Raw genomic sequence first — 24,365 nt, forward strand, 5'->3', positions numbered from 1 at the left:
AGGAGGCGATTTAGCCTCCTTTGTTACCTCTATTTGCCAACAATATTAGTTAGAGTTTATACTCTAATTTTAACAAATAGAGTTCATTGTATGTCGCTGCGTCCTATTGCCTTGATAGTTGGCTGTCTTAGCTCATTCCCGTTTGCAGCCCATTCCGCGGCCATCAGTTTTAGTGAAGCTTGGCAGCTATTGCAAAACGAAAACAATTCGTTGGCTGCGCAAAGAGCGAATGTTGACCGATATCAACACTTGGAAAATGCGACTGATAACCTGAACCTGCCATCTGTGACGATTGGGGCAAACTACACGCGTTTAGATACCGATGTCACCCTATCGGGCAACCAACTGATTGAAAGTACCAATGGCACGCTACCCAGTGTCGGTAGTCTCTCTCTTCCTCCTTCATTACTCTCAGGGCTCGATCAACTGTTTACCGATCTAGGTAATACAACCTCTACGATTACTGAGCGGGATATTTTTACATCTTCTATCAGAGCTATTTGGCCGATATTTACTGGCGGTCGAATCACCGCAGCACAATCAGCAGCAGAAGGGAAATCAGAGGAAGCGCAAAGCCAACTCGCGATGGAAACTCAAGCGCGATACGAAGACTTAAGCAAATACTATTTTAGTGTCTTGTTAGCAAAAGAAGTGGTCGAGACACGTCAACTGGTAGAAAGCGGCTTAAAAACGCACAGAGACAACGCACTTAAATTAGAGCAGCAGGGACAAATCGCTCGAGTTGAACGTCTCCAAGCGGAATCCGCACTCGATCAAGCGACCATTGAGCGCAAGAAGGCACAAAAGAATCTTGATATCGCACAGACAGCGCTGACTCAGATACTCAGCCAATCTTCGACGGTTGAGCCACGCGATCATCTATTTATCAACGACACTCTTCCCCCAATGGACGCATTCATTAACCAAACTCTAATCACCTACCCGGGGTTGTCGTTGCTTGATGCAAAAGAGAAGCAGGCCCGAAGTCTGATCAAAGCAGAAAAAGGCAAATATTACCCTGAGGTCTACCTGTATGGTGATTACAGCTTACATGAAGATGATTCACTCGCCAGTCAGATGAAACCAGATTGGCTCGTTGGCGTTGGCGTTAGTATTCCGCTCATTGAATCAACAGGTCGCTCGGATCAAGTTAAAGCGGCTCATAGTGCGGTGTCTCAAGTGCAATACCTCAAAGCGCAAGCCAAGCAAGATTTAACAGTGCTTGTTCAAAAGACCTATTTAGAGGCGCAGCAAGCTCAGGAAGAAGTGCTCGGACTTAACTCCAGCATTGAGCTGGCTGAAGAGAACATCAAACTGCGAGAGAAGGCCTTTTCTCAAGGCCTTTCTACTTCGACGGACGTCGTTGACGCTCAGCTTTACTTAGCCAGTGTCCAAACACAGAAATCAGCCGCCAGCTTTAACTACTTAATATCGCTATCAAAGCTTCTCGCTTTATCGAGCGAAATGAACACATTTCAGCAATATCAGCAAACCTCTATCAACACTTCAAACCTTTAGGATACCGAGATGAAAAAAGCCAAACCGATTGTACTGACTGCTGCCGCTTTAGCCATATCATCTTGGATTGGGTATAGCTTCTATCAAGCCTATCAACCAAAGCCAGTGCGTCTGCAGGGGCAAATTGAATCGCAACAATACAGCATTTCTTCCAAGGTACCGGGCCGTATCGATCAGGTGCTGGTTCGCAAAGGTGACAAAGTAGAAAAAGGCGAGTTGATTTTCACTCTTCATAGCCCAGAAATAGAGGCCAAACTAGAGCAGGCTATTGCAGGACAGAAGGCCGCTGGCGCGCTCGCTCAGGAAGCAGAAAAAGGCGCAAGAATACAACAAATCCAAGCGGCAAAAGACCAATGGCAGAAAGCTAAAGCCGCCTCTCAATTAATGGAGAAAACCTACCTTCGGGTTAACAACCTCTACAAAGATGGCGTTGTCGCTGAACAAAAGCGCGATGAAGCCAAAACCCAATGGGACGCGGCAAAATACACAGAAAGCGCCGCTTATCAAATGTACCAGATGGCTCACGAAGGCGCCCGCGACGAGACCAAGGTTGCTGCTGCAGAGAAAGCTCGCATGGCAGCAGGCGCGGTTGCCGAAGTTGAGGCTTATGCAAAAGACACACAAATCGAAAGCTGGTTTGACGGCGAAGTGTCACAAGTGCTGCTGCAAAGCGGTGAGCTTGCCCCTCAAGGTTTTCCTGTGGTGACCGTCATTGATACAGATGATTCTTGGGCGGTACTAAATGTCCGCGAGGATCAACTTAGTCATTTCACCAAAGGCCAAAGATTCAGTGCTTATTTGCCTGCCCTTGGTCATTCACTTGAATTTGAGGTCACTCATATCGCAGTCATGGGTGATTTTGCCACTTGGCGTTCAACCGATGCGTCACAAGGCTTCGACTTACGCACCTTCGAGGTCGAAGCCCGCCCATTGGCTCACAAAGATACCCTGCGCATGGGTATGAGCTTAGTTGTTGAGTTGTAAAATGTCCGATTTATTCGCCACGCAGTGGCGCATACTGCAACGAGACCGATGGCTGCTCTCGTGTCTGACATGGATACCGCTTATATTGGTTGTCTCCATCTGGGCGATATTTTCTCAGGGTATTGCAAGAGACCTCCCCATTGGCGTTGTCGACCTATCCCACAGCCAGCTTTCAAGACAGCTTAGTCGCGACTACGACGCGACCTCTACACTCTCTGTAACGCATCACTTCGCTGACGTTGCAGAGGCAAAACAAGCGTTGGTTTCAAACCAAGTATATGCCTACGTTGTTATTCCGGATAATTTTGATAAAGACATTTATCGCGGTTTACCTCCTGAAGTAAGTGCGTTCTACAACAGCCAAACAATATTGATTGGAAAACTGGTAGGCTCAGCATTAGTACAAGCTCAAGCAACATTCAATGCGCGCATTGATGCTTCAAAAGCACTCGCCAAAGGGAACAGCACCGTTGGCTCTGCCGTAGGTACTGCTCTTCCAGTGCAAACACAGATCACTCCTCTGTTTAACAAGAACGCTAACTATGCTCAATTTCTAGTCTCTGCCATTGTTCCAGCTTTGTGGCAAATCATCATTGTGGTTTCAACCATATTGGTGTTGGCGGCTAACCACAGAGACAGAGGTTTGACTCAATGGCTCCAAAGCGATCCAACCACACAGTGGTTCCATACATTGCTGCCTTATTTCCCTGTATTCATGGTCCAAGGTTTCACTTTTCTATGTTGGTTTTACTTGGGCTTTGACTGGCCGATGAATGGTAGTTTACTGGTGCTGATGTTTGCTCAGGGGCTGACAGTTATGGCCTGTATGATCATGGGCAGTTTTTTCTTCTTTTTGACACTCGACCCTGCGCGCGCCATGAGTTTCGCTGGAGCATTTACTGCGCCCAGTTTTGCTTTTATGGGCATCACTTTTCCAGTCACTGACATGAACCCACTTGCACAATTCTGGCGAAGTTTACTGCCTATCAGTCACTATATTGAAGCTCAGGTAAGCCAAGTCAGCTACGGACAGTTTTGGGTGAATACAGCGCTAGGTCTGTTGCCGATGTCAGGGTACTTACTGCCTGCGTTAATATCGGTACTTTTGATCAAAAAGCATCTATCTCGCCATAACAGCCTATATTCACAGGAGGCCAAATGACATTCAGACAAGTATTCTATGCTGAACTCAAAGCGCTTCTAACAAACCCTGTGGTGATGCTGACTGTTTTTGGAGGCGTTGTATTCTATTCGTTCCTCTACCCGCTTCCCTACAGCCATCAAACGCCGAGAGAGCAAAAGATCAGTATCGTTAACCTTGATCAAAGCCAGATAAGCTTCAAACTGGAACGAATGGTAGATGCAACACCACAAGCCAAGGTTGTTCAGCGAGATTACACCATTGAGTCAGCTCACCAAGCCTTTCTCAACGGTGAGGTGAGCGGCTTTCTAGTCATTCCAGAGCATTTCTATAAAGACTTATTGCTCGGTAAAAGCCCAACGCTCTCCTTTGCCGGCGATGCTTCCTATTTTCTGGTTTACGGCACCATAGTAGAAGGGTTGGCACAAGCAGGAGGCACATTAGCGGCGCAAACTAAAGTATCCAGATTAATATTGGATGGCGTTCCTCTCTCTTTAGCCAGCGAGCAGTTCGCCTCAACCAAACTCAATTTAAAACCAACCTTTAACCCACGTATGGGCTATATAGATTACGTCGTGCCTGCCGTATTCGTTTTAATACTCCAGCAAACACTTGTGATGGCAGCAGGCCTAATGACCGGGAGTCAGAAGAATGGCTCGGGATATTGGAGCAAAACCTCACCGACAACGCTTTTGTTGGTAAGGCTTTGTGTACTCACCACTGTTTATTATCTTTTGAGTATGTATTACTTCGGGCACAGTTTTACAACGCATGGGGTGAGCCAGCTTGCCAGTAGCACTCAGCTTCTTAGTCTACTGTTACCTTTCTTACTGGCGTCCTGCGCGATTGGAATCTGGCTTGGCGCTATCGTTCCTAGACGTGAGTTAGTGACTTTGGTGGTGCTGATAAGCTCAATGCCGCTGGTATTCAGTGCTGGATTTATCTGGCCATTGGAAAGCATCCCGGCATCAATAACCTGGTTATCGCAGCTATTTCCTAGCACACCTGCTATTCAGGGTTTTCTTGCCTTGAATCAAATGGGCGCAGAGTGGAATCAAGTATCTTCCCAGTGGAGCCTATTGTGGTTACAAAGTCTGTTTTGGGGAGTCATCGCAATATACAGCTATCGCCGATACTGTTATTAAAAAGGCTAATTTTGTGTCAGGTATTTTTAAATTCTTCAAAAGATTAAGTGGGAATTTGGGAGGAAAGTAGAACTCTAGGTCAAGATTCGGTCAGCAGTTAATTTAGTTACTGCGATTATTTTGCGAACGATGTAACATTTTTGCTCATAATATATACTATTGTTCAATTAGTCATCGGATATTCCATAAGTCAAATGAACAGATCTTTGCCAACACCAACGTTGACGCTAGAAGTTAAATCACTGCTCGCTTACGCCTTAATTCCAATCCTCATTGTTTTTCCAGCTTCACTGTACGTTGCTTACCAAGGCATTAATGACAGCCTAAGAAATATCGCTGTTACATTTCAAGAAAGAATCGAAGATGTCATCACTGAACTAAAAGACGAGAACGCTCAAGCTATGAAATACCCAGAGCGCTGTGAAGCCATTCAAGAAGACCTACTATTTGAAAGCTACTTGAGAGAATTAATCATTGTTCAGGATGGTGTCGCTATATGCTCCTCTAAACGTGGCGAGCTTCATTTGGATTTAACAGGTGTATTTAAGCGCAACGAAGCTAAATCCGGCGTTTTTCTATTCGATATTAAAGGTGACCCGCGCCAAAGAACAATGGTCGTTGTAACTGCACAAGAAGACAGAGCTAACAGTGGTGCTTTTGCTATTGTAGACAAGAATTATCTAGTCGAAAGACTAGGTAAGGTAGAGGATGATAAACTCAGTTTTATTACTGCCCGATTTGGCCAAAAGATTTACCCAGCGGATAGAACTTTTGTGTCAGACACACTTCACTACACATCAACATCATCTTTATATGGCTTTTCTCTTTTGGTGGAAGCAAGTCCGGCATTCATCAAAAGGCGGGCGATTTTTTATGGACTGAGTAGTCTACCTCTTTCACTACTCATCTCAATCACTCTATTTGCGGTAATGTCTCACATAAGAAATAGAGACAGTCTGGTCGATGATTTAAAAAAAGGTTTAAAAAGAAAAGAGCTGTTTCTCGCATATCAGCCTATTGTAGACAGTCAGACAGAAACTCTGACTGGCCTTGAAGCACTGATTCGATGGCAGCATCCTACATTAGGATTAATCAGACCCGATGTTTTTATACCACTAGCCGAACGCCAACAGCTCATAAACACTATCACTGACTATGTACTGGAACGAACGTTAGCTGATCTTCAGAGCATAGCGAATTTCAACGGCATACATTTAGGAATTAATGTTCCACCTTCATATCTGCATGATGAGAGCCATCTCATCAATCTACATAGTTATGCTAGACAATTCAGACATATTGGAATTCAGTTAACAGTAGAAGTTACAGAACGTGAAATACTTGACGACAAAGGTCGAACAGCGCTCGCTGACCTTCGTAAGAGTGGTATTTTGGTTTCTATTGACGACTTTGGTACCGGACACACCGCCCTCTCTGTCATTCAGAAAACACAATTTGATTATCTGAAAATAGATAAGTGTTTTGTGGATACCATAGGTTTGGAAACCGTTAATTCTACCGTGCTCAATACTATCATTGACCTTGGCCATCGCTTGGGAGTAAAAATGATTGCGGAGGGAGTGGAAGAACAAAACCAAGTCGAATATCTGGCCAAAATGAATGTATCTTACCTGCAGGGCTACCATTTCTCCAAGCCCCTAGAATTAGACGATCTCAAAGAATCTTGGTTGTAAATAAAAGCCCGTGTTGCTAAAACGGGCTTTTATTAGAATCCTCTTCTTTTCCAGAATTCACCTTCATCTCGACTGTATATTTCGAAGGTTTTTTCGGCAATGACTTTCCCATTCATTTCGATAGTCATCCGCCACTTTCCAATATTGGAGTCGAATCCATTAATCGGGTCGAGCAACTGGATTGTATCACCTAGATAGAAATTCCAGTCGTTGTTTCCAATGTGAAGATCACCTGTAAAAGGGTCCAGCACTTGGCCTTTTTTACCTAATACGCCCGGATGTTCAATACAATATTCAATAACTTGCCCTTTGGCTTTTTTAATATTCACAATGAAACCAAATTCGATATCCTGATCGGCAGGCACTTTGGTTGTGAACTCTTGTATCTTCGGCAGATGTTTTGACTTGGAATCCCATTGACTATAGATGCCGTAAGACGTCATTTCTACTATGGCTGATCTTTTCGCCATTCTTGCCACCGTTTCTTCATTTGCTGGATGGTGCTCGTTGCTACACCGTGAATATTGCCAAAGTTCTCTTTACATTCAATGATTTCAAACTCAGCACCGTACCGCTTTGCCATCTGATAGTAAGGCGCTATTTCCCATCTCATCACAAACGTGTTCGAAACCACTACGCTTTGCCTTTTCATCAGGCTGTCCCGTGTCATGTTCTTACACCAATCATGGGCCTTTGCGATATGTTCTGGCCTGAAGTCATATTCACCTTTTGCATCAACGAAATACATGTCCGCTTCGTAATGATTCACATCCAGTGTCTTAGCCAGCGTACTTTTCCCTGAACCAGGCAATCCGCGAATAATGGTCAGTTTTAACGTCATGAAAATGAATAACTCGAATAATGAAGCGGTGATATTACCGTAAATAAGCATAAAAATGCTATCGACATCTCATTCCGTTTGAGTTAACTTTGGATGTATAGACGTCTAAAAACAAAGCTTAGGGAGAAAGCTGTGCCGATTAAGATCCCCGACCAATTACCTGCTAGTGATGTATTACGTCAGGAAAACATATTCGTAATGCCTGAATCCCGAGCCTCTACCCAGGAGATTCGTCCACTTAAGGTATTGATCCTCAATCTTATGCCGAAAAAGATCGAGACTGAAACGCAGTTCCTTCGTTTGCTTTCCAACAGTCCACTTCAGGTTGATATTGAACTGCTTCGTATTGATGACAGGCCAAGTAAAAACACGCCGACTGAGCATCTTGATAACTTCTATCGTCAATTTGAGATGGTGAAAGGGCGCAACTTCGATGGACTGATTATTACTGGAGCTCCGCTGGGCTTGGTTCAGTTTGAAGATGTGATCTACTGGGAACATCTAGAGGCGATCATGAATTGGGCGAAGCAACATGTCACCTCAACCCTGTATGTCTGTTGGGCTGCGCAGGCCGGTTTAAAACTGCTTTATGATTTGCCAAAACGCACACGTAAAGAAAAGCTGTCTGGTGTTTATCATCATCAAATTCATCAGCCATACCATCCAGTGTTGCGTGGCTTCGATGATACGTTTCTTGCTCCTCACTCGCGATACGCTGATTTCTCTCCAGAGTATCTAGCTGAACATACCGATTTGGATGTGCTGGCAACTTCAGATGTTGCTGGCGTTTATCTGGCTGCGACAAAAGACAAGCGAAACGTATTTGTCACAGGCCACCCAGAATATGATGCCTTCACACTTCACAACGAATACATTCGTGATCTGGGAGAAGGAATGGAGCCCGCAATTCCTGTCAACTATTACCCGAATAATAACCCTGACAACAAGCCTGTTGCGAGCTGGCGAAGCCATGGCCATTTATTGTTCTCAAACTGGCTCAATTACTGCGTTTACCAGCAAACACCTTACGACTTGGATCACTTCAGTGAAGCCAACTTTACTACGGACGATTGAGGTCAGCGCTACTGATTAGTTGTTTGATTTCATTAATTACCTTCGGGGTATTTTGCCAAAGGATAAAATGCCCCTCTCCTTTCACTTCTACGAGTTTTTTCTCTTTCCCTGTTAAGCGCTGAATCGCAAATGCAGAGTTTTCTGGATCGGCAATATTGTCTTCATCACCATGAATCAAAGTCACAGGTACTGAGTCCAGTAAGCCCCAGTCTTTATTGCTCAACTTGGAAAGCTCATCAGCCAGCGGCATCATTTCTCCGTTCGACTTTTTCCAGTTATCAGACAAAAACACACTGACCAACCAAGTATCTGCGAGCTCGTTATACCATTTTGGCTCCTCTAGTTTGGGATCAAACGCAGGCGCCACCAGCACCATCCCCTGAACAAGATTTGGAAACATTAATGCAAGGTTCAGAGCAATTGGACCACCAAGGGAATGGCCAATGAGAATGTTAACTTTGTCTTTAGCAAGTAGTGATTCTATCGACTTTGACTGCGAATCCAAATCGGCTGCAAGCTCTTCTGGAGACTGGCCATACCCAACACGGTCCACGGAGATGAGTTCGGCATTTTCGAGCAGCCACGTATCTTTAAGATATGCTTCATACCCCTCTTTGTTACCCGGTGAGCCATGTATGAAGATCAACCGATAGTTACTGGCTGCATTACCCTGCTCGACATAAGCAACACCACTGTCAGCAAAACGAGTGGTAGCATCCAGTTCTGAAGCAATGGACGACTTTATCGATAACCCAGCTAGGAAGCTTAGAACCGTTGCACCAACGACTTGTTTTCTCACACTTCGTCTCCTTTATTTACTAGTATTGTTGCCAAATCAGCCGCATGATTGGGCTCATTTTTACCAGACCGGACAGACCACGTTATACATTCAAGATCCTTAAAATTTTCTACATCTATCTTATGCGCTTTTTTTGCCTCATCGCCACAATGCTTTTGTCCTCATGTGTCACAATTGACACTCAAACTGTCACTACAGGCACAAAAGACAAGGCCGACGCGCGAATAGCATTGGGCTTGAGTTATTTGCAACGTGATAACAGGGTAAAAGCAAGAGAAAATATCCAAAAGGCACTTGAGCACGCACCAGAGTACTATCGCGCTCAGTTAGCAATGGCACATTATCTAGAACAGGTTTCTGAGTTCACCCACGCGGAGCACTGGTTTCAACAAGCCATTTCACAACACCCTAACAACGGACAGTTACTCAACGATTATGGTAGCTTTCTATGTAAGCAATCTCGATTTCAGGAAGCAAACGTACTGTTCGAAAGAGCGGTAATTCAACCCAATTACTACTATGTTGCCGACAGTTATGAGAATGCGGCATTTTGTGCTTTGAAAGCAGGCCAACAAGCTAGAGCAGCCCGTTACTTTGAGCGGGCAATTGCTCATGACTCAAACCGACCTCAGGCTATTCTAAATTTGGCACAATTGGAAATGAATCAAGGAAGGTATGAAGCAGCGCAAAACCATATAACGCTTTTTCATCAACAGTTTGGCATGCAAGAGATATCACTGAGACTTCTGGTCGAGCTGGAGACCCGAAAGCATCATCGTTCTTCTCCAAAGCCATAAATTGCTCAAAAGGTTAACGTTTTTTGCGTTGAGAATGAGGGACCTTGCGGCGCCCGCGGACCCGCGAAGCGCGCTGAATTTTTACGTATTCTCTATAAACAATATAGATAAACCCGATCAGGCCAGAGACAAACAAAAGCGCAAAAAGCAGCAGTAAACTGTCGCACACCCATTCAGGCTCACAGGGCATATAAATTTCAATCTCCATATGCCCTCCTCTATGCTTATACTTTTGCGTTGTACCACGCCTGTCTTTCAGTCGCTGTTTTAAATGTCCAAGCGATAAAGCGGCTAACCTTTTGTCCTTGGCTCATTTCAACAACCTGAACTTCTTTCGCACCGGCTTTTTCTAGGTTCTTTCGCATCCAACGTACATTTTCTTTCTTCGAGACAAGCGTAGAAAACCACAATACCTGATGAGCAAAGTCACGGCTTTCAAACGCCAGATTCTTAATGAACGCTGCCTCACCACCTGGGCACCATAGCTCCGCATTTTGGCCACCAAAGTTAAGTATAGGTGATGCTTTGACCTTACCTTTCTCACTCGCTTGACCACGTTGTTGCTTACTTCGGCTGAGGTTTTTGATCTTACGTTCAGTACCTAGTTGCGCTTCCTGCATGGATTTATGAAATGGCGGATTGCAGGTCGTCACGTCAAAGTACTCGTTTTCCTTAATCACTCCCTTGAAGAAATAGCGACTCTGGGTTTGTAAGCGGCACTCCACGTGGCCTTTAAGTACTGGGTTGTCTTCTGCTATTTGATTAGAGTTCTTTACCGAAACTGGATCGATGTCTGACCCCACATAATCCCAACCATATTGGGTAGCCCCGACAATAGGGTAGATGCAGTTGGCACCGACACCGACGTCAAACGCGTTTACCGATTCATGCTTCACTTGTTTCCCATCTTTTGACAGTAACTCTGCTAAACGGTGAATGTAATCGGCGCGACCCGGAATCGGTGGGCATAAGTAACCCTTAGGAATATCCCAAGATATGACACCATAATGATGTGCAAGCAGCGCTTTATTGAGTAACTTAACAGCCTGTGGATCGGAAAAGTTAATAGAGGCTTCGCCTTTAGGGTTCTTCACGACATACTTTTTTAGCTCAGGTGTCGCTTTTACCAATTGATTGAAGTCATAACGGCTATGGTGAAGGTTTCTTTTATGCAAACCTGCTTTGCCTTTTACCATGGTCACTTTCATTTCCGAGCGAACAGTATCATTTGTCGTTTTTGAATGGGTGGCTTTTTTCTGCTTAGTCATAAGTTACTTATTTGCTTTCTCAACCATCTCGGTATAAATCATGAACAGGCGAGCATCCAGCTCTAATTGATGATAGTCAGGTTCCATATGACAACAGAGTTGATAAAACGCTTTATTGTGTTCTTTCTCTTTCAAGTGAGCTAGTTCGTGCACCACAAGCATACGGAGTAAAGGCTCTGGAGCATTTTTAAATACGCTCGCAATACGAATTTCATTCTTCGCTTTAATTTTACCGCCATGCACTTTCGCAACGTAGGTATGCAAGCCTAGCGCGTTATTGATCAAGTGAATTTTATTGTCGTAAATGACTTTGCTGATCGGCGCCGTTTTCTTCATATAGCGATTTTTGATCGCAATGGTGTATTCAAACAGCGCTTTTTCACTCTTAATCGTATGATTATCAGGGTAACGCTGTTTAAACCAGTTTTGTAAGCGACCAGACTCCACCATCTGAGTCACAGGCGTCACAATATGTTCAGGGTAACCTTGGATGTAGCGAAGAACTGGGTTCATAGGATAAGTTTCGGTCCGCCAAATTGAAGACGCGTAAGTCTACCTGAATCACACTTGCCATTCACTGTCTTTTCATTACACTCTGCTGCATAGCAAGATGTAGGAATTTACGATGAAAAGACTTGTTCTGTATGTGAAGGATAAATGCCCTCACTGTAAAGATGCTCAGCGATACTTAGATGAAAAGGGCTATGCGTACAGATTAACCAACGCAAAAATGCAGCGTGGTAGAAAAGAGCTGGATGCTATTGGAGCACGCTCTTTACCCGTGCTCAAAATTGGTGATCGCTATATGATTGGCTGGAATCCAAAAAACTTCGAGAAAATGTACAACTCGAAATGATCAAGCCTCACGCATCGCATTAGCTTCAAGGGGTTTTAGCGTTGCGTGAAATACTTCATCCAGCTTATCGGAGCTGATAGGCTTTGTGATCACATCCGTACACCCTTCCGAAATCATTCTTTCTCTCGTCTGTTCAAACGCGTCAGCCGTACAGCCAATAATCACAGGAGGATTGGGTAAATCGAGTTTCATAATCGCCCTTGTTGCCTTCATGCCATCCATCACTGGCATGTGGTTATCCATTAAGACACAATCAAAGTGTTGATGCTGTACTCTTTCAACTGCCAGTTCGCCATTCTCAACCACTTCATATTCGAAGCCTTTGTTTTTAAGAAACTTGCCTAAGACCAGTGCATTCACGCGAGTATCTTCAGCAATTAATACGCTCAGTCCGGAGCCGTCAAAAGCAGATAGTCGTTCTTGTTTATCACTGCCCTGACGAACCTTTTTCAGCCCAACAGGAACCACAATTGTAAACTGGCTGCCTTTACCAACCTCACTGCTAAGGTCAACAGTCCCGTTCATGGCTTTAACCAGATCCCGAGTAATCGATAACCCTAAGCCGGTACCACCGAACCTTCTCGTTGTGTCGCTTTCAGCTTGTGAGAATGGGTCAAAAATTGCGGACTGTTTCTCTGGGCTGATACCAATTCCGGTATCGGAGACATCAATATGAAGCTCAATACGATGGCTTTGTTCTACCACATCCAACGACAACGTAATACCGCCCTCCGACGTAAACTTGAGAGCATTACTCAATAGGTTTTGTAGAATCTGAAGAATGCGTGTCTCATCGGCAACTAACGCACGGTCACAAGATTGAGAGTACTCACACTTAAACTCTAGGTGTTTATCCGCACACAATGGCTCATAAAGTCGGGTAAGCCTTGCCACCACGTCTTTCAGTAAGAACTCAACTTTTTCAAGTTCCAGCTTGCCCGCTTCAATTTTAGAGAAATCAAGTATGTCATTAAGCACATTTAACATGTGTTTTCCCGACCCAAGAAATGTATCGACATACTCCTGTTGCTCTTCGTTGAGCGTCGTATTTTTGAGAAGGTCCCCGACACCCAGAATACCATTCATTGGCGTTCGTAATTCATGGCTCATTGCTGCCAAAAACTGGGATTTTGCGATGTTTGCCGCTTCTGCTTCAACCGCCTTTATCTTCAGCGATTCTTCCAACTCTACTCGCTGAGTGATGTCCCTTTCTACAGCCATAAAACCTTCTATCTGTCCGTGGGTTGAATACAGCGGCGTCAAGGCAATTTCAATCCAGTATGACTCTCCTTCCTTGTTGTAATTGAGTAACTCAAAGAACCCTGGCTCTCGACGATCTATCAGTTCTCGAATCTTTCGTGTCGTTCGCTTATCGGTATCCACGCCCTGAAGGACATCACCCGGTTTTTTGCCGATCATTTCTGATAGTGAATACCCTGTCAGCCGCTCAAATGCTCCATTCACCCAAGTCACTTTGGAATCTAAATCCGTAAACACCACCGCATCACGCATATGTTTAACCACTCGAGCTAAGCGGGCAGACTCTGCCTCCCTTATCTTTAGCGATTCAGATTGCTCATAAAGCTGCTGCTCAGACTCAGCTAACTTACGAAATGGGGATACCAAAATTCTTCGTCCAAAAATGAACATGACAACCAACGTCATACTGGTCGCAATTAACATCCCGACGAGCAGGCTTCCCGTCAAATTAGCTTCCGCATCAATGACCAATTGGGGGGAGACCGAATACAACAAGGAAAGATCAGTGCCCTCAATTGGAAACATGTCCATCTTCCAATTATTAGGAGCTTGCATATTCCAGTTAAGTCTATTTTGGGCGATACCAAACCAGTGCATACTGTCGGTGCCTAGGCTTTCGAAAAACTCACTTTCATCAAGTGGCGTTACATATACTCCTAGCCCTTCAGCATAACCGTTGTACAAGATTGGAGAGCTAAGAAGGAGGTAGTCCCTACCGTCATTTTTGTAGAGCGAGTACGAAGGCTTTTCCATTAGGGACTCGTTTTCTATACCAGTCGTAACAAAGGTATAAACAACATCGGGCAATGTAATTTCTTGATAAACGTTACCGCCAGAAAAATCATATATGTTGATGTCAGCCGTCGTTCCGGAAGATTTGAGAAGCTCAAGCTGATCTTTAAACGCACTCTGATCATCCACTCCTTCTAAGACTGCACCTTTCGTGACAGGGTGAGAAGTCACGCGCTCAAGCCTCTGTTCATGCAATTTTAGAAACTCAAATACGTATCTCTCAATAGCGACGAACTTTCCTTTCAAGCTTTCACTTATCAAGACCTGAGCGGTTTCTCTAGCTTGATGTTGAACAAAAGCAAAGCTCGCAAGCATAAAAACGCAGGCCCCAACGATGAGAAACAACGAAAACAGATGCATTCCATTTTTCTTATCAAACTTCAACATAGACCTGCGTTACCTCTGTGCTCTAGATGGATTTAGGAATTAGTTTCACGGCATCTTTATCGTCATAAATAGCCATACAGAAATCGTCTGCACCTAACGCCTCATGCGCGTCAAAATCATCTTCAGTGAAAGGGGCGAATGGAGCACGATACTCTTTAATCAGCCCCTGTACTGGCTTATCCATCGACTCCAGTGCTTTCTTTAATGCAGTTCGGTTCGACTCCGCATCATCCGTTAGCTCTACCGTACTCGCTGCCTCAATGAATACCTTTGCCAAATCGTAACCATGGACAAAACCAGCTGGTGCCTCAATATTGCTGTCTTCAAAGTAAGCTGGGAACATAGTCTTTGCGTCCTTGAACACATTCTGATTAAAGCTGTTTTGTTCCGAGCTGTAGAAATTGAAACAAGACTGAATGAAATGAAGGTTGGCTTTTTCACGAATAGGGAAAGGCACGTTCTGAGCAAACTTACCGCCAGTAATGCCCCAGTGGCTGTATATAGGCATTTTAATGCCAACGTCTGCAACACTTTCAACGATGAGTTTACCTTCACGACTATTAGCCACCAGCAGAACACAATCTCCTCCGCTGGATTGGGCTTCACGAATCAAGATTCGCGCATCAACATCTTTTATGCCCCAATCAAACCAGCTGGTTTTCACGCGCTCGGCTAGGTCTTCAGGTAAAGCAGACATCATTGCTTTGTAATTTGATTTGCCCCACCCCGTATTTTCTAACATCAAGTGAGGTTGATTGCACTGTTGCTCTAACGCGTAGTTAACCAGTATCTTTCCTACCTTAGAATCATCAACCGAAAGACGAAATACGTAGTTATCCTCAGTAGAAGGATATCGAGTTATAGGCGTACCCGCAGCCCAAGGAACCAAAGTCAACATCTTGGATTTGTTAATGTATTCTCGGTACTTGATCAATGGAGGAGAATGCAAGCCACCAATGTAAACCAATCCATTGCTGTCCTTAAGAAAACGCTCCATGTTTTTCTTACTACGTAGGACGTTCCCTCTATGGTCAGTGGTAACAAACTCTACTGGTATGCCTGATATTTGGTTACCTTTCTGGGAGAAGGCAACCTTAATTCCATGCTCAATGGAGAGTGCCGATTCCAGATGCCCCGTTCTATCAGCATCAAGATAGATCTTAAGTACATCAGGTTTTTCAGCCTGCACGACGCTGGCAAACAGCGCCAACACTAAAATTAGAAATTTCCTAGCCATACTTGTCACCAACGTAGTCGTTATTATTTATTTCTATAGTTAGCCTAGGAAAGCATGAAGTTTTTTCCAGTAATTTGTTGACTTTACAAAACAAAAAACAGGTTGCGTCTATTCTTCAAGACACCAACCCGCTTTATTTATGTTCAAGATTGCTACAACTGACGAATGGTCGATTTGTAGCACGTCTCCACTTCATCGAAACAAAATTCCAGCTCATTCTGAATACTCTCTAATTTGTCGTCATGATAGTGAGAGACATAGAGCAACTGGCTCAAATTCTCTTTAGCAATAAGCTCCAGTGTGTTCTTGACTAATCTTCTGCCTAAATAGTCGAGGCCCTGATAAGGTTCATCCAGAATCAAAATTGCTGGTTGCTTTACAATTGCTCTGGCGATAAGAAGTAAACGTTGCTGGCCGTATTCCAACTGTTTAAATGATGTCTTTGCATACTCTGACATATGCAGAATTTCTAACCACTCTTGGGCAATTTGAATTTCTTTCTTTGCCGGTTGCTGATATAAGCCAATGGAGTCATAGAAGCCAGATAAAATGACTTCTAAAGCACTGCAACTCACGCGATATTGAAGGTGCAGAGAAGAGGAAACCATCCCAATGTGCTTTTTAATATCCCAGATAGACTCACCCGAGCCTCGCTGGTTACCCAAGATATGAATATCGTTAGAGTAACATTGGGGGTGATCACCGAAGATTAACCCAAGGAGCGTACTTTTCCCGCACCCATTCGGTCCTTTCACCTGCCAATGCTGGCCTTTATCGATTCTCCAGTTAACCTCTGAGAAAATGGTTTTCTCTGTATATTCTACTTTGCCATTTTTAAGCTCAAAAATCGGATTGCTGAACTCTGTTTTGTGTTGATGGCTTCGAATGAGATCCATCATCTGCTCGCTCTGCTGCTTGGACTGAGCTTTGATTTGGTTAATCACCGGATGCTGGTGCCATGACTGAATATCCATCACGCTGTCTAACTTGCCATGACTAAACAAAGCAACTTTCTCAATCCATAAAGGGACATCTTCCTCCCGATTAAATGTCACCACCATCTGCAACGACTGCGATAACTCAGTCAAATAATTGGTAAGTGAAGCGCGATGAGCCACATCTAAGCCTGTGTAAGGGTTATCGAGTACAATCAGATCTGGCTTGGTTGCCAAAGCGCGAGCTAACATTACCCGTCTGGTTTCTCCGGTCGACAGAACTCGAAATCCACTATCACTCAAATGTTCCAGATCCAAATCATCAAGTAATTGAGCAGTCAATTGCGCATCTTCGCACTGTTCATAAATCAGAGAGTAAACTGAGCTGCCTTTATCTATTCGGTCTAGAAAATCAGTGTCATCTTTAGCCAGTTCTTCTTCAAGCAACCTTTGCTGTTCAACCAATGAAACTTGTGAAACCTTGCCATCGGAGAGTTCCATATAGCCTTGCTTAATTTCTGACTCGCCACAAAGCAAGCAGCCAAGAGCAGACCCAATATCACCTTCGGTACTGAAAACGCCCCAAGATTGGCCTTCCTCGATAGCCCAGTCTTTTATCTCTAACGTATTCGAACCTGTTTCAACCACCAGATCTGTCATCTTCAACTGCATTTAACCAAATCTCTCTTTTTCAAATTGTATGCAATTAAATTACGTTATTTAAAACAATGTTGCGATCACCTTGAAAAGAAATGTGAACTACACATATTGCTTAACAAATTCAATGAATGTTCTATCCGCAATTGATAAATAGGCGTTCTTTCGCCACGCAAGAGATAAAGTCAGATTGACCGGTTCATCAAAAGGAATGGCAACCACATCTTTTTCATGCTCAGTCACCAGCTTCAAAAGCGCAGTTATCGCAAACTCATGTTTCACAATACTGAGTATCATTGGCAATAGATTCGTTTCAAATGAAAACTTCATTTCTTTGTCGTATAAGCGCGCCTTTTTCTCGACAAAGTCACGGTGAAAATAACCGGGCTTAAACATGACTAGTTCATGTTTGAAAAACTCTTCAAAACTAATGCTTTTGTTCTGTGCCAAAGCATGTTCCAGCCCAACAACAGCAACCATTTCTACATTCAATAAATGGTCTGTTTCAAGATCTTCCGGGACGTTTTCATCATCAATCACGCCAATGTCTAGTTCACCATCCAAAAGCATCTTTCTAATAGATCGGGTACCTGCGTCAATTAGCGTGAGCTTGAGATTAGGATAATGCGATTTGAACGCCATCAGGACTTGGGGGAAAAAGTAAGACCCCATCATGCTTGGCGCACCAAGTCTAACTTCTCCCTTTTCAAGGCCTCTCAGTTCATCTATTGCTAACTTAGCATCATCGATTTGCTGCAAAACCCGCTTGGCGTGTTCATATAGCACTTTGCCTTCATCGGTAAGCGTTATGCGTCGCTCTTCTCGTCGGAATAACTCAACACCCAACTGCTGTTCAAACTTCTTGATTGAAATACTCAGCGCAGGCTGAGCAATATGTAGTGCTTTCGCCGCCATGGTGAAGTGGCCATGGTCAGCGACGGCCACAAAGTGTTTTAAGTGTCGGGAGTCCATCAGATACCCATATCATAAATATATCAACTCTATATTTTTAATATATTTTATTAATCCAGTTATCACTGATATTTTGATCACAATAACTGACTGAATAACTAGAGTAGCCAACGCCAATGATCGAACTTGGAAGCCAAGATTACCGACGAGTAACACTGAGTCTCGCTCTCGGCTCATTCATCGTGTTCTGTAACCTGTACTTGTTTCAACCGATGCTGCCGTACATGGCTCAGCACTTCTCCGTATCCGAGACTCAAATTAACTGGTTGTTTGCAGCAACGACGCTGGCGCTGTCATTTAGCCTCGTACCATGGGCAGTTGCATCTGAGTCCGTAGGGAGAAAACGAGTGATGTTGTATGGCCTTTTAGCTATGCCTGTAATCAGTATCGGGATGCTTCTATCACCCTCACTTCTTAGCTTAGTAGTCTTGCGTGCGCTAATGGGAGTCGCATTAGCCGCTTTTGCTTCTGTGGCAGTCGCTTACATGGTTGAAGAGCTGTCCCCTAAAGCCTTTGGTCAAGCAATTGGAGGCTATATAGCGGCTAACTCACTCGGCGGCATCACCGGGCGAATCGTCGGTGGTACACTCACTGATGCTTTCGGCTGGCAACAAGCAGTGATTACCATGGCGGTGTTTTCCTTGATTGGAGCTATCGCGGTATGCGCGATGTTACCAAAGCAGAAATACTTCTCTCCCCAAAGAGGCATGCTTAGATACCACAACCGAGCGTTGGTTAAGCACCTAAAAAACAAAGCTATTTGGTTAGCTATGCTGATTGGTGGGGTGAATTTTGCTCTGTTTGTTAACTTGTATTCTGTTATGGGCTTTCGTCTTGTTGAGGCTCCACATTCACTACCTATTGGCCTAGCCTCGTTGATTTTCCTCTGCTACTTACCCGGCACATTAAGCTCTAAGCTTACTTCAGTGTGGAACCGAAACCGTCAGCCCATTTCAGGTATGGTCTGCGGGACTATAATAAGCCTACTCGGTATGTTGGTCGCATATTTGGATCGTATTCCATTCATGATCCTCGGATTAGCGCTTATTAGTTTTGGCGCCTTCTTCACGCATACGCTGGCCTATGCCTGGGTTAGCCAAAAAGCCACCCAAGCTAAAGCGACTGCCACAGCTCTTTATCTTGTTCACTACTATGTTGGTGGCAGCTTAGGAGGCTTCTTCTTAATTTATTGCTGGCAACATGGCGGTTGGGGTTACGTCATTGCTGGTGGTATGTTGCTTTATCTGATGATTTTTGTGTTGTGCTATAAACTGAATGTAATTCATCAAAGTTCAGCAGAACTGGAGAACGAAGCTAACACCAGTCCAACTTCTGAGCTAAAGGCAACGCCCTCATCTCACTAGACTCATCTCGACGCTTACGACCACAAAACGAATCTGTTATTCTTGCTTCCAAACTATAAATTGGAAGTAAGATGACAACCCCAAGCTCAAAAGAGACTATCGCAGAGCAAGTCAATCAATGGCTTAATGACGTGGTAATTGGCCTTAATTTATGTCCATTCGCTGCAAAGCCACAGCGCAATAAACAAATAAAAATATTTGTCAGTGAAGCGAAGCAAGAAGAAGCATTGCTAGAGGACATACTCACCCAGCTAATGGAATTAGAATCAAAGACAGCTGAAGAGTTAGAAACTACATTGGTCGTTGTACCAAACATGCTGGAAGATTTTTATGACTATAACTTGTTTATAGACTGGGTCGAAGCATTAATCCGTCAGCAAGGCTGGGAAGGAACCTACCAGTTGGCGACGTTTCATCCTGAGTATTGCTTTGGTGGAGCAGAACCAGAGGATGCGGAGAATCTAACTAACCGCTCCCCCTACCCTGTGTTCCATTTGATTCGTGAAGAGAGCATGGAGAAAGTTCTCAAACATTATCCAGATCCTGAATCAATTCCTGAGACCAACATAGCTCGTGTGGAATCCCTGACTCAGTCTGAGCTAGTGAAGCTTTTCCCCTACTTGTTTAAATAATCATATTGATAAGAGTGGAGCTCAGTCTCCACTCATCATTTCGGTCGCTGGTTCTTCTGATAGGGAACGAACAACTACTCTATTTCGCCCCTGATTCTTTGCCTGATACAAAGCTTCATCGGCTACTAAGATGATTTGGTCAAGTGCACCTTTCTTGTTATCTATTGCTGATTCGTTACCAAAATCAAATTCACACACACCGATGGACACGGTGACGGGTTCGCCATCTAGAAGAATCTCATTGGCAGATTGGTGAAGCTCTTCGATAAGTTGACGCCTTTCAAGTTCTGTTCTCTCGGGCAGCCAAACGACAAACTCCTCTCCCCCGAACCGTGCAATAAAGTCCCTTTCAGATAAACATGCTTGAAGTTGTTGCGCGGTTTTCTTTAAAACGTCATCACCGATTTGATGACCGTAAACATCGTTGACCCTCTTGAAGTTATCAATATCAATCACGGCCAGTGAACCTTTGCCATTGGCGATCTTCATGCGTTCGATATCAAGATGGATGGTTTTGAACATACACCGGCGGTTGGCAACATTGGTCAACGCATCGTGATAGGCTTGATATTCCAGTTGGCTATTCAACTTTCTAAGGCGCTCTTCCTGTTTCCGGCGGATTAATTCTACTTCAATCCAAGACGCCATCAGTTTGAGCGCATCAACATCTATATCTTTGAATTTTCGAGGGTAAGGTGACGCAGAAGAAAAATTCAGTGTGCCAAAAACTTCATCATCAACAAAAATTGGAATACCAATGTACGACTCTAAGCCAAACGCTTCATAGGCAGGATGTTTAGCATACTCATCGCTTTCTCCCATATGCTCAATGGATACTGGGCCAAATGAACTACAGGTGATTTGGCAATAAGTTGACTCATAATTAAACGTATCGCCAGGTTTTAACTCTACACCTTCAGAAGTAACGCAATACAAGACTGTATATAGCTCGCCATCAATGCGGGATAAAATACCAATATCCAGATTGAAACGCTCCAAGCCCATCATGATGAGTTGGGTAATCTGAATATCAAACCCTTTCTGATAATCGTTTGTGATCTGATAGAGTCTCCGTATGACCTTTTCACTTTCACTTGCTACAACCATATACTGTCCTGATAGCTAAAATTTCTTATACGTAAGATAGACTTATCCCAATAATCACATCAATAGCCTTGCACATAAAACTCTGAATACTTTGCCCTTGTCCCCATTTATTTTCGTGCTGTAATGGCACGTTTCATAAGGCTTTGTTAGTATGACGCGATAATTACCAAATGCAGGTTAAGTGAATGCACCTTTCCAAACTTACTCAAGAAATCTTTGACCACCTTTACCGCGACATTACTGAGTTTCGTACTACTTTCGACTTACCTGTTGCCTCTCCTGAAAGCTTAGACGAGAAAGCAGATACGCTGCATACCTCTTTAGCGGTAGAAGAGCTCACTGAACTGGCAGAAGCTGATAACAAGACGGAACAAGCTGACGCTATCATCGACAGCGTTTACGTTTTGATGGGTCGTCTAGTTCATTTGGGTGATGACAAGGTTGAGTCGAACCTTGCTATCAGTTATCTGATTGACCTACTACTCAATGTTGCCGTTAATCGTGGCATCAACTTTATCCCTTGTTGGGACGAAGTCCACTCAAGCAACATGAGCAAGGTTTGCCGCAACGAGAAAGAATACGCTGAGACAGAAGCGCATTACGCTGAGCAGGGAATCAAACTAATGGCAGTACAAAAAGGTGATTACATCATCGCAAAATGTGCTGAAGATTTTGTTTCAGAAGCAAAAACGATTCGCCAAGGAAAGGTATTGAAGTCTGTTTACTACCGCCCTGCTGATCTTGCTCCGCTAACAGCATAAGCCTCCAGATAAAAAGCCGCCACCTTCGGAAAACCTTAGGTGGCGGAAGCTGCCATAGTCGTAAAAATGGGCTTATATTTGTCAGCTTTCCAGTCTCCCTTCAAATTGACTAAGCCTAACAAGAACGAGAATGTATCGTTTTTATTAAAGCCAAACTTATGCCAAGTTTTTAGAAATAGTAACTTATTGATTTTTATAGGAATGGTATTTTCAGCGATTTCTGTGAGCATGAGGCGTGCTCAAATGTAGTGCATAGCGCACTAATTTGAGAATTGGGAAATGGGGCTATTGCCTGATTAATCAAAGATTAATACAGGTTCTCCGTTAAACTCCGTTTTTTGAACTCGAGTTTTGAATACTCTAGAAAGCTCACTCGGCTCGAATACCTGACCTACGGAGCCTACTTGCTGAATCACGCCTTTATCCAACAACAAAGCCTTATCGGCATGTTTAAGTGTGCGATTGAGGTCATGATTAGACATCACCACAGTGATTCCCATAGCAGCGACTTTGCGAATCAGTTTATACAGTAGGGCTTCCTGACCAATATCCAGCGGCGCAGCAGGCTCATCCAATATAAGGAGCTTCGCATAAGGATTTAGAGACGGCCAGATTTGCAGGCATATCGCGCATAACCTCACTCGCTGCCACTCGCCGCCAGACAACTGGTGAATCGAACGATGAAGCTTATCCTCTAGCTCAAGTACATCCACCAGCTCTTTAACGGCTAGCTCCACAGCTTCATCCAAGCCTTGGACGGAGCTTGGGAGTGACAAGGAAAGATATTGCGAAACCTCAAGATTGAAAGCGGGACGATCACTCTGGCTCAAGAATCCGCGATAACTTGCAAGGCTCTCAATAGAGCTACTTTTGACATCTAAATCAAAAATCGCGGCGTCACCCTCAAAGTCTAACAAGCCAGCGATCGCTGTCAGCAAGGTACTTTTACCACTACCATTTGGACCAACGACATGAAGTACTTCACCTTTGTCGACAGAGAACGAAAGCGGCAATAAACGTGAGCCAACCGATAAGCTATTAACGTGAATCATGATGTTTCACCAGCATCCAGATAAAGACAGGAGCCCCAATGGTAGTAGTGACCACTCCAAGTGGTAGCTCAGCAGATTCTAGGGCGACTCGAGCAATAATGTCGGCAAACACCAACAGCATCGCACCGGACAATGCGGAGATAGGCAGCAAATAACGATTCTCACTACCCAATGCAAGCCTGAGAAGATGAGGAACGATCAAGCCAATGAATCCAATCACACCACCAAGTGCAACTGCGCCGCCTACAAGAATCGAAACGGCTAAGATTAACTTCCAGCGGACCGCTTCTACGTCCAAACCGAGCTGTTTGGCATGCAACTCCCCCATCATTAGCTTGTCTAGTGTCTTACCTTTCATGCATAGCCAAACAAGCACAGGGACAAGAGTCAGCGTCAATACGTGATGATACCAGCTTGCACCACCAATGCTGCCCATTAGCCAATACATTAACTGCCTTAAGCTAAGATCGTCGCTGAAATAGAATGCCCAGGTGACAATAGCGCCTGTCAAAATGCCTAACGCCACCCCAACTAACAAGAGTCTAGTAGTAGTTAAACGCATGATTTTCGCCATTGAAACAAGCAACAGAGTAAACACCAATGCGCCAATGACCGCGGCGATCATAAACCCGATGGGTGTTGCAAGCGCGGGAAGGAAAAACAACACAATAACCATCATGACACTGGCGCCACCAGAAATACCAAGCACACCGGGCTCTGCCAGAACATTGCCAAGCAAAACTTGCAGCACGGCACCAGAAACGGCCAGTGAGGCTCCTATGGCAATCGCGGCAAGCAACCTTGGTAAACGAAGTTGAGTAATCAGCTGCTGTTGAAGACTCGACAGCTCAGAAAAAGGAGAAATAAAGACTTCACCAACCATCAGATGCGTCGCTGAGAAAAGAACAAGCGCAGATAGGATCACGATAAAGTAGCGCTTCCAGCGTTGATGCCTACGGCTTAATAATTCACTCAGTTCCATGCAGCTTAGATTGGCCTTAAACGGCTAAAGTTATAGGTACAATAAAATAATGGCTTAACGATACCGTTAAGCCATTAAAATAGAAAGCTTCTCAGATGAGTTTAGGCCGT

Annotated in this window: 24 protein-coding genes; 11 read left to right on the forward strand and 13 right to left on the reverse strand. The window is 44.2% G+C overall.

The features are described from left to right. Positions 1 to 90 precede the first annotated feature (90 nt). From QMA41_RS02700 to QMA41_RS02720, 5 genes are all read left to right on the forward strand, one after another. Positions 91 to 1,518 (forward strand): TolC family protein, encoded by a 1,428-nt coding sequence (locus QMA41_RS02700; protein WP_281628772.1) that lies wholly within the window; start codon positions 91 to 93, stop codon positions 1,516 to 1,518. Positions 1,519 to 1,527: 9 nt separating this feature from the next. Further along, positions 1,528 to 2,502, forward strand: coding sequence for an efflux RND transporter periplasmic adaptor subunit (locus QMA41_RS02705; RefSeq protein WP_021457570.1), 975 nt, complete (start codon positions 1,528 to 1,530; stop codon positions 2,500 to 2,502). Between the two features lies 1 nt (position 2,503). Further along, positions 2,504 to 3,664 (forward strand): ABC transporter permease, encoded by a 1,161-nt coding sequence (locus QMA41_RS02710; protein WP_281628773.1) that lies wholly within the window; start codon positions 2,504 to 2,506, stop codon positions 3,662 to 3,664. After that, positions 3,661 to 4,788 carry an ABC transporter permease gene (locus QMA41_RS02715; protein WP_281628774.1) on the forward strand — a complete coding sequence of 376 codons (1,128 nt, stop codon included), beginning with the start codon at positions 3,661 to 3,663 and terminating at the stop codon, positions 4,786 to 4,788. The genes QMA41_RS02710 and QMA41_RS02715 overlap by 4 nt, the downstream gene beginning before the upstream one ends. Before the next feature lie 206 nt (positions 4,789 to 4,994). Continuing rightward, positions 4,995 to 6,482, forward strand: coding sequence for an EAL domain-containing protein (locus QMA41_RS02720; RefSeq protein WP_242704131.1), 1,488 nt, complete (start codon positions 4,995 to 4,997; stop codon positions 6,480 to 6,482). Between the two features lie 32 nt (positions 6,483 to 6,514). Here QMA41_RS02720 and QMA41_RS02725 read toward each other — a convergent pair whose 3' ends face one another. Then, positions 6,515 to 6,952 carry a DUF3859 domain-containing protein gene (locus QMA41_RS02725; protein ID WP_038158760.1) on the reverse strand — a complete coding sequence of 146 codons (438 nt, stop codon included), beginning with the start codon at positions 6,950 to 6,952 and terminating at the stop codon, positions 6,515 to 6,517. After that, positions 6,931 to 7,323: an ATP-binding protein gene (locus tag QMA41_RS02730; RefSeq protein ID WP_281628775.1), complete on the reverse strand. Its 393-nt coding sequence runs from the start codon at positions 7,321 to 7,323 to the stop codon at positions 6,931 to 6,933. Before QMA41_RS02730 ends, QMA41_RS02725 begins: the two co-directional genes overlap by 22 nt. A gap of 132 nt (positions 7,324 to 7,455) precedes the next feature. On the opposite strand from QMA41_RS02730, the gene metA reads away from it, so the two are divergent. Beyond that, positions 7,456 to 8,397 carry a homoserine O-succinyltransferase gene (gene metA, locus QMA41_RS02735; protein WP_006962063.1) on the forward strand — a complete coding sequence of 314 codons (942 nt, stop codon included), beginning with the start codon at positions 7,456 to 7,458 and terminating at the stop codon, positions 8,395 to 8,397. On the opposite strand, the gene QMA41_RS02740 is transcribed toward metA, so the two are convergent. Next, positions 8,384 to 9,196 carry an alpha/beta hydrolase gene (locus QMA41_RS02740; protein WP_281628776.1) on the reverse strand — a complete coding sequence of 271 codons (813 nt, stop codon included), beginning with the start codon at positions 9,194 to 9,196 and terminating at the stop codon, positions 8,384 to 8,386. The two genes, metA and QMA41_RS02740, sit on opposite strands and share 14 nt — an antisense overlap. 122 nt (positions 9,197 to 9,318) lie before the next feature. On the opposite strand from QMA41_RS02740, the gene pilW reads away from it, so the two are divergent. After that, positions 9,319 to 9,993 carry a type IV pilus biogenesis/stability protein PilW gene (pilW, locus tag QMA41_RS02745; protein WP_281628777.1) on the forward strand — a complete coding sequence of 225 codons (675 nt, stop codon included), beginning with the start codon at positions 9,319 to 9,321 and terminating at the stop codon, positions 9,991 to 9,993. A 13-nt stretch (positions 9,994 to 10,006) separates the two neighbouring features. On the opposite strand, the gene QMA41_RS02750 is transcribed toward pilW, so the two are convergent. From QMA41_RS02750 to QMA41_RS02760, 3 genes are read right to left on the reverse strand one after another with little or no spacing between them, the layout of a single operon-like run. After that, complete coding sequence (locus QMA41_RS02750) at positions 10,007 to 10,201, reverse strand: hypothetical protein (protein ID WP_171348366.1); 195 nt, start codon at positions 10,199 to 10,201, stop codon at positions 10,007 to 10,009. A 16-nt stretch (positions 10,202 to 10,217) separates the two neighbouring features. After that, positions 10,218 to 11,261 (reverse strand): 23S rRNA (adenine(1618)-N(6))-methyltransferase RlmF, encoded by a 1,044-nt coding sequence (rlmF, locus tag QMA41_RS02755; RefSeq protein WP_281628778.1) that lies wholly within the window; start codon positions 11,259 to 11,261, stop codon positions 10,218 to 10,220. A gap of 3 nt (positions 11,262 to 11,264) precedes the next feature. Further along, positions 11,265 to 11,774, reverse strand: a complete 510-nt coding sequence (locus QMA41_RS02760; RefSeq protein ID WP_006962059.1) for a M48 family metallopeptidase — start codon at positions 11,772 to 11,774, stop codon at positions 11,265 to 11,267. 112 nt (positions 11,775 to 11,886) lie between these two features. Here QMA41_RS02760 and QMA41_RS02765 point away from each other — a divergent pair, with 112 nt between their 5' ends. After that, on the forward strand, positions 11,887 to 12,117 hold the full coding sequence (locus tag QMA41_RS02765) for a glutaredoxin family protein (RefSeq protein WP_006962058.1): 231 nt from the start codon (positions 11,887 to 11,889) through the stop codon (positions 12,115 to 12,117). Here the strand turns inward: QMA41_RS02765 and QMA41_RS02770 are convergent, their stop codons facing one another. From QMA41_RS02770 to QMA41_RS02785, 4 genes are all read right to left on the reverse strand, one after another. Beyond that, a complete protein-coding gene (locus QMA41_RS02770) occupies positions 12,118 to 14,556 on the reverse strand; it encodes an ATP-binding protein (protein ID WP_281628779.1) in 2,439 nt (812 codons plus the stop codon). 22 nt (positions 14,557 to 14,578) lie between these two features. Then, positions 14,579 to 15,793 carry an ABC transporter substrate-binding protein gene (locus tag QMA41_RS02775; protein WP_038158748.1) on the reverse strand — a complete coding sequence of 405 codons (1,215 nt, stop codon included), beginning with the start codon at positions 15,791 to 15,793 and terminating at the stop codon, positions 14,579 to 14,581. A 152-nt stretch (positions 15,794 to 15,945) separates the two neighbouring features. Next, on the reverse strand, positions 15,946 to 17,400 hold the full coding sequence (gene modF, locus QMA41_RS02780) for a molybdate ABC transporter ATP-binding protein ModF (RefSeq protein WP_281628780.1): 1,455 nt from the start codon (positions 17,398 to 17,400) through the stop codon (positions 15,946 to 15,948). A gap of 87 nt (positions 17,401 to 17,487) precedes the next feature. After that, positions 17,488 to 18,357 carry a LysR family transcriptional regulator gene (locus tag QMA41_RS02785; protein ID WP_281628781.1) on the reverse strand — a complete coding sequence of 290 codons (870 nt, stop codon included), beginning with the start codon at positions 18,355 to 18,357 and terminating at the stop codon, positions 17,488 to 17,490. Between the two features lie 116 nt (positions 18,358 to 18,473). On the opposite strand from QMA41_RS02785, the gene QMA41_RS02790 reads away from it, so the two are divergent. Together QMA41_RS02790 and QMA41_RS02795 are read left to right on the forward strand one after the other, a co-directional pair. After that, positions 18,474 to 19,721, forward strand: a complete 1,248-nt coding sequence (locus QMA41_RS02790) for an MFS transporter (protein WP_281628782.1) — start codon at positions 18,474 to 18,476, stop codon at positions 19,719 to 19,721. Between the two features lie 71 nt (positions 19,722 to 19,792). Next, a complete protein-coding gene (locus tag QMA41_RS02795) occupies positions 19,793 to 20,353 on the forward strand; it encodes a DUF1415 domain-containing protein (RefSeq protein ID WP_281628783.1) in 561 nt (186 codons plus the stop codon). 21 nt (positions 20,354 to 20,374) lie between these two features. Here QMA41_RS02795 and QMA41_RS02800 read toward each other — a convergent pair whose 3' ends face one another. Next, positions 20,375 to 21,460 carry a sensor domain-containing diguanylate cyclase gene (locus QMA41_RS02800; protein ID WP_281628784.1) on the reverse strand — a complete coding sequence of 362 codons (1,086 nt, stop codon included), beginning with the start codon at positions 21,458 to 21,460 and terminating at the stop codon, positions 20,375 to 20,377. Between the two features lie 185 nt (positions 21,461 to 21,645). Here QMA41_RS02800 and QMA41_RS02805 point away from each other — a divergent pair, with 185 nt between their 5' ends. Continuing rightward, positions 21,646 to 22,221, forward strand: a complete 576-nt coding sequence (locus QMA41_RS02805) for a nucleoside triphosphate pyrophosphohydrolase family protein (protein ID WP_006962050.1) — start codon at positions 21,646 to 21,648, stop codon at positions 22,219 to 22,221. 296 nt (positions 22,222 to 22,517) lie between these two features. On the opposite strand, the gene btuD is transcribed toward QMA41_RS02805, so the two are convergent. Both btuD and btuC read right to left on the reverse strand, forming a co-directional pair. Then, a complete protein-coding gene (btuD, locus tag QMA41_RS02810; protein ID WP_281628785.1) occupies positions 22,518 to 23,273 on the reverse strand; it encodes a vitamin B12 ABC transporter ATP-binding protein BtuD in 756 nt (251 codons plus the stop codon). Further along, entirely contained in the window at positions 23,260 to 24,255 is a 996-nt protein-coding gene (btuC, locus tag QMA41_RS02815) for a vitamin B12 ABC transporter permease BtuC (RefSeq protein WP_019275858.1), read from the reverse strand. The genes btuD and btuC overlap by 14 nt, the downstream gene beginning before the upstream one ends. Between the last annotated feature and the right edge of the window lie 110 nt (positions 24,256 to 24,365).

Origin of the sequence: Vibrio sp. St2 (assembly GCF_947311885.1) — a bacterium.
In the GTDB taxonomy this organism is placed as follows: domain Bacteria; phylum Pseudomonadota; class Gammaproteobacteria; order Enterobacterales; family Vibrionaceae; genus Vibrio; species Vibrio coralliilyticus.

Bases quoted from the DNA above. Each gene is read 5' to 3' on its own strand.
- QMA41_RS02775 (WP_038158748.1), bottom strand. From the start codon at position 15,793: ATGGCTAGGAAATTTCTAATTTTAGTGTTGGCGCTGTTTGCCAGCGTC.
- QMA41_RS02765 (WP_006962058.1), top strand. From the start codon at position 11,887: ATGAAAAGACTTGTTCTGTATGTGAAGGATAAATGCCCTCACTGTAAA.
- QMA41_RS02795 (WP_281628783.1), top strand. From the start codon at position 19,793: ATGACAACCCCAAGCTCAAAAGAGACTATCGCAGAGCAAGTCAATCAA.
- QMA41_RS02730 (WP_281628775.1), bottom strand. From the start codon at position 7,323: ATGACGTTAAAACTGACCATTATTCGCGGATTGCCTGGTTCAGGGAAA.
- QMA41_RS02805 (WP_006962050.1), top strand. From the start codon at position 21,646: ATGCACCTTTCCAAACTTACTCAAGAAATCTTTGACCACCTTTACCGC.
- QMA41_RS02705 (WP_021457570.1), top strand. From the start codon at position 1,528: ATGAAAAAAGCCAAACCGATTGTACTGACTGCTGCCGCTTTAGCCATA.
- modF (WP_281628780.1), bottom strand. From the start codon at position 17,400: ATGCAGTTGAAGATGACAGATCTGGTGGTTGAAACAGGTTCGAATACG.
- QMA41_RS02700 (WP_281628772.1), top strand. From the start codon at position 91: ATGTCGCTGCGTCCTATTGCCTTGATAGTTGGCTGTCTTAGCTCATTC.
- QMA41_RS02710 (WP_281628773.1), top strand. From the start codon at position 2,504: ATGTCCGATTTATTCGCCACGCAGTGGCGCATACTGCAACGAGACCGA.
- QMA41_RS02760 (WP_006962059.1), bottom strand. From the start codon at position 11,774: ATGAACCCAGTTCTTCGCTACATCCAAGGTTACCCTGAACATATTGTG.
- QMA41_RS02800 (WP_281628784.1), bottom strand. From the start codon at position 21,460: ATGGTTGTAGCAAGTGAAAGTGAAAAGGTCATACGGAGACTCTATCAG.
- btuC (WP_019275858.1), bottom strand. From the start codon at position 24,255: ATGGAACTGAGTGAATTATTAAGCCGTAGGCATCAACGCTGGAAGCGC.
- QMA41_RS02770 (WP_281628779.1), bottom strand. From the start codon at position 14,556: ATGTTGAAGTTTGATAAGAAAAATGGAATGCATCTGTTTTCGTTGTTT.
- QMA41_RS02785 (WP_281628781.1), bottom strand. From the start codon at position 18,357: ATGGACTCCCGACACTTAAAACACTTTGTGGCCGTCGCTGACCATGGC.
- QMA41_RS02790 (WP_281628782.1), top strand. From the start codon at position 18,474: ATGATCGAACTTGGAAGCCAAGATTACCGACGAGTAACACTGAGTCTC.
- pilW (WP_281628777.1), top strand. From the start codon at position 9,319: ATGCGCTTTTTTTGCCTCATCGCCACAATGCTTTTGTCCTCATGTGTC.
- QMA41_RS02750 (WP_171348366.1), bottom strand. From the start codon at position 10,201: ATGGAGATTGAAATTTATATGCCCTGTGAGCCTGAATGGGTGTGCGAC.
- rlmF (WP_281628778.1), bottom strand. From the start codon at position 11,261: ATGACTAAGCAGAAAAAAGCCACCCATTCAAAAACGACAAATGATACT.
- QMA41_RS02725 (WP_038158760.1), bottom strand. From the start codon at position 6,952: ATGGCGAAAAGATCAGCCATAGTAGAAATGACGTCTTACGGCATCTAT.
- QMA41_RS02715 (WP_281628774.1), top strand. From the start codon at position 3,661: ATGACATTCAGACAAGTATTCTATGCTGAACTCAAAGCGCTTCTAACA.
- btuD (WP_281628785.1), bottom strand. From the start codon at position 23,273: ATGATTCACGTTAATAGCTTATCGGTTGGCTCACGTTTATTGCCGCTT.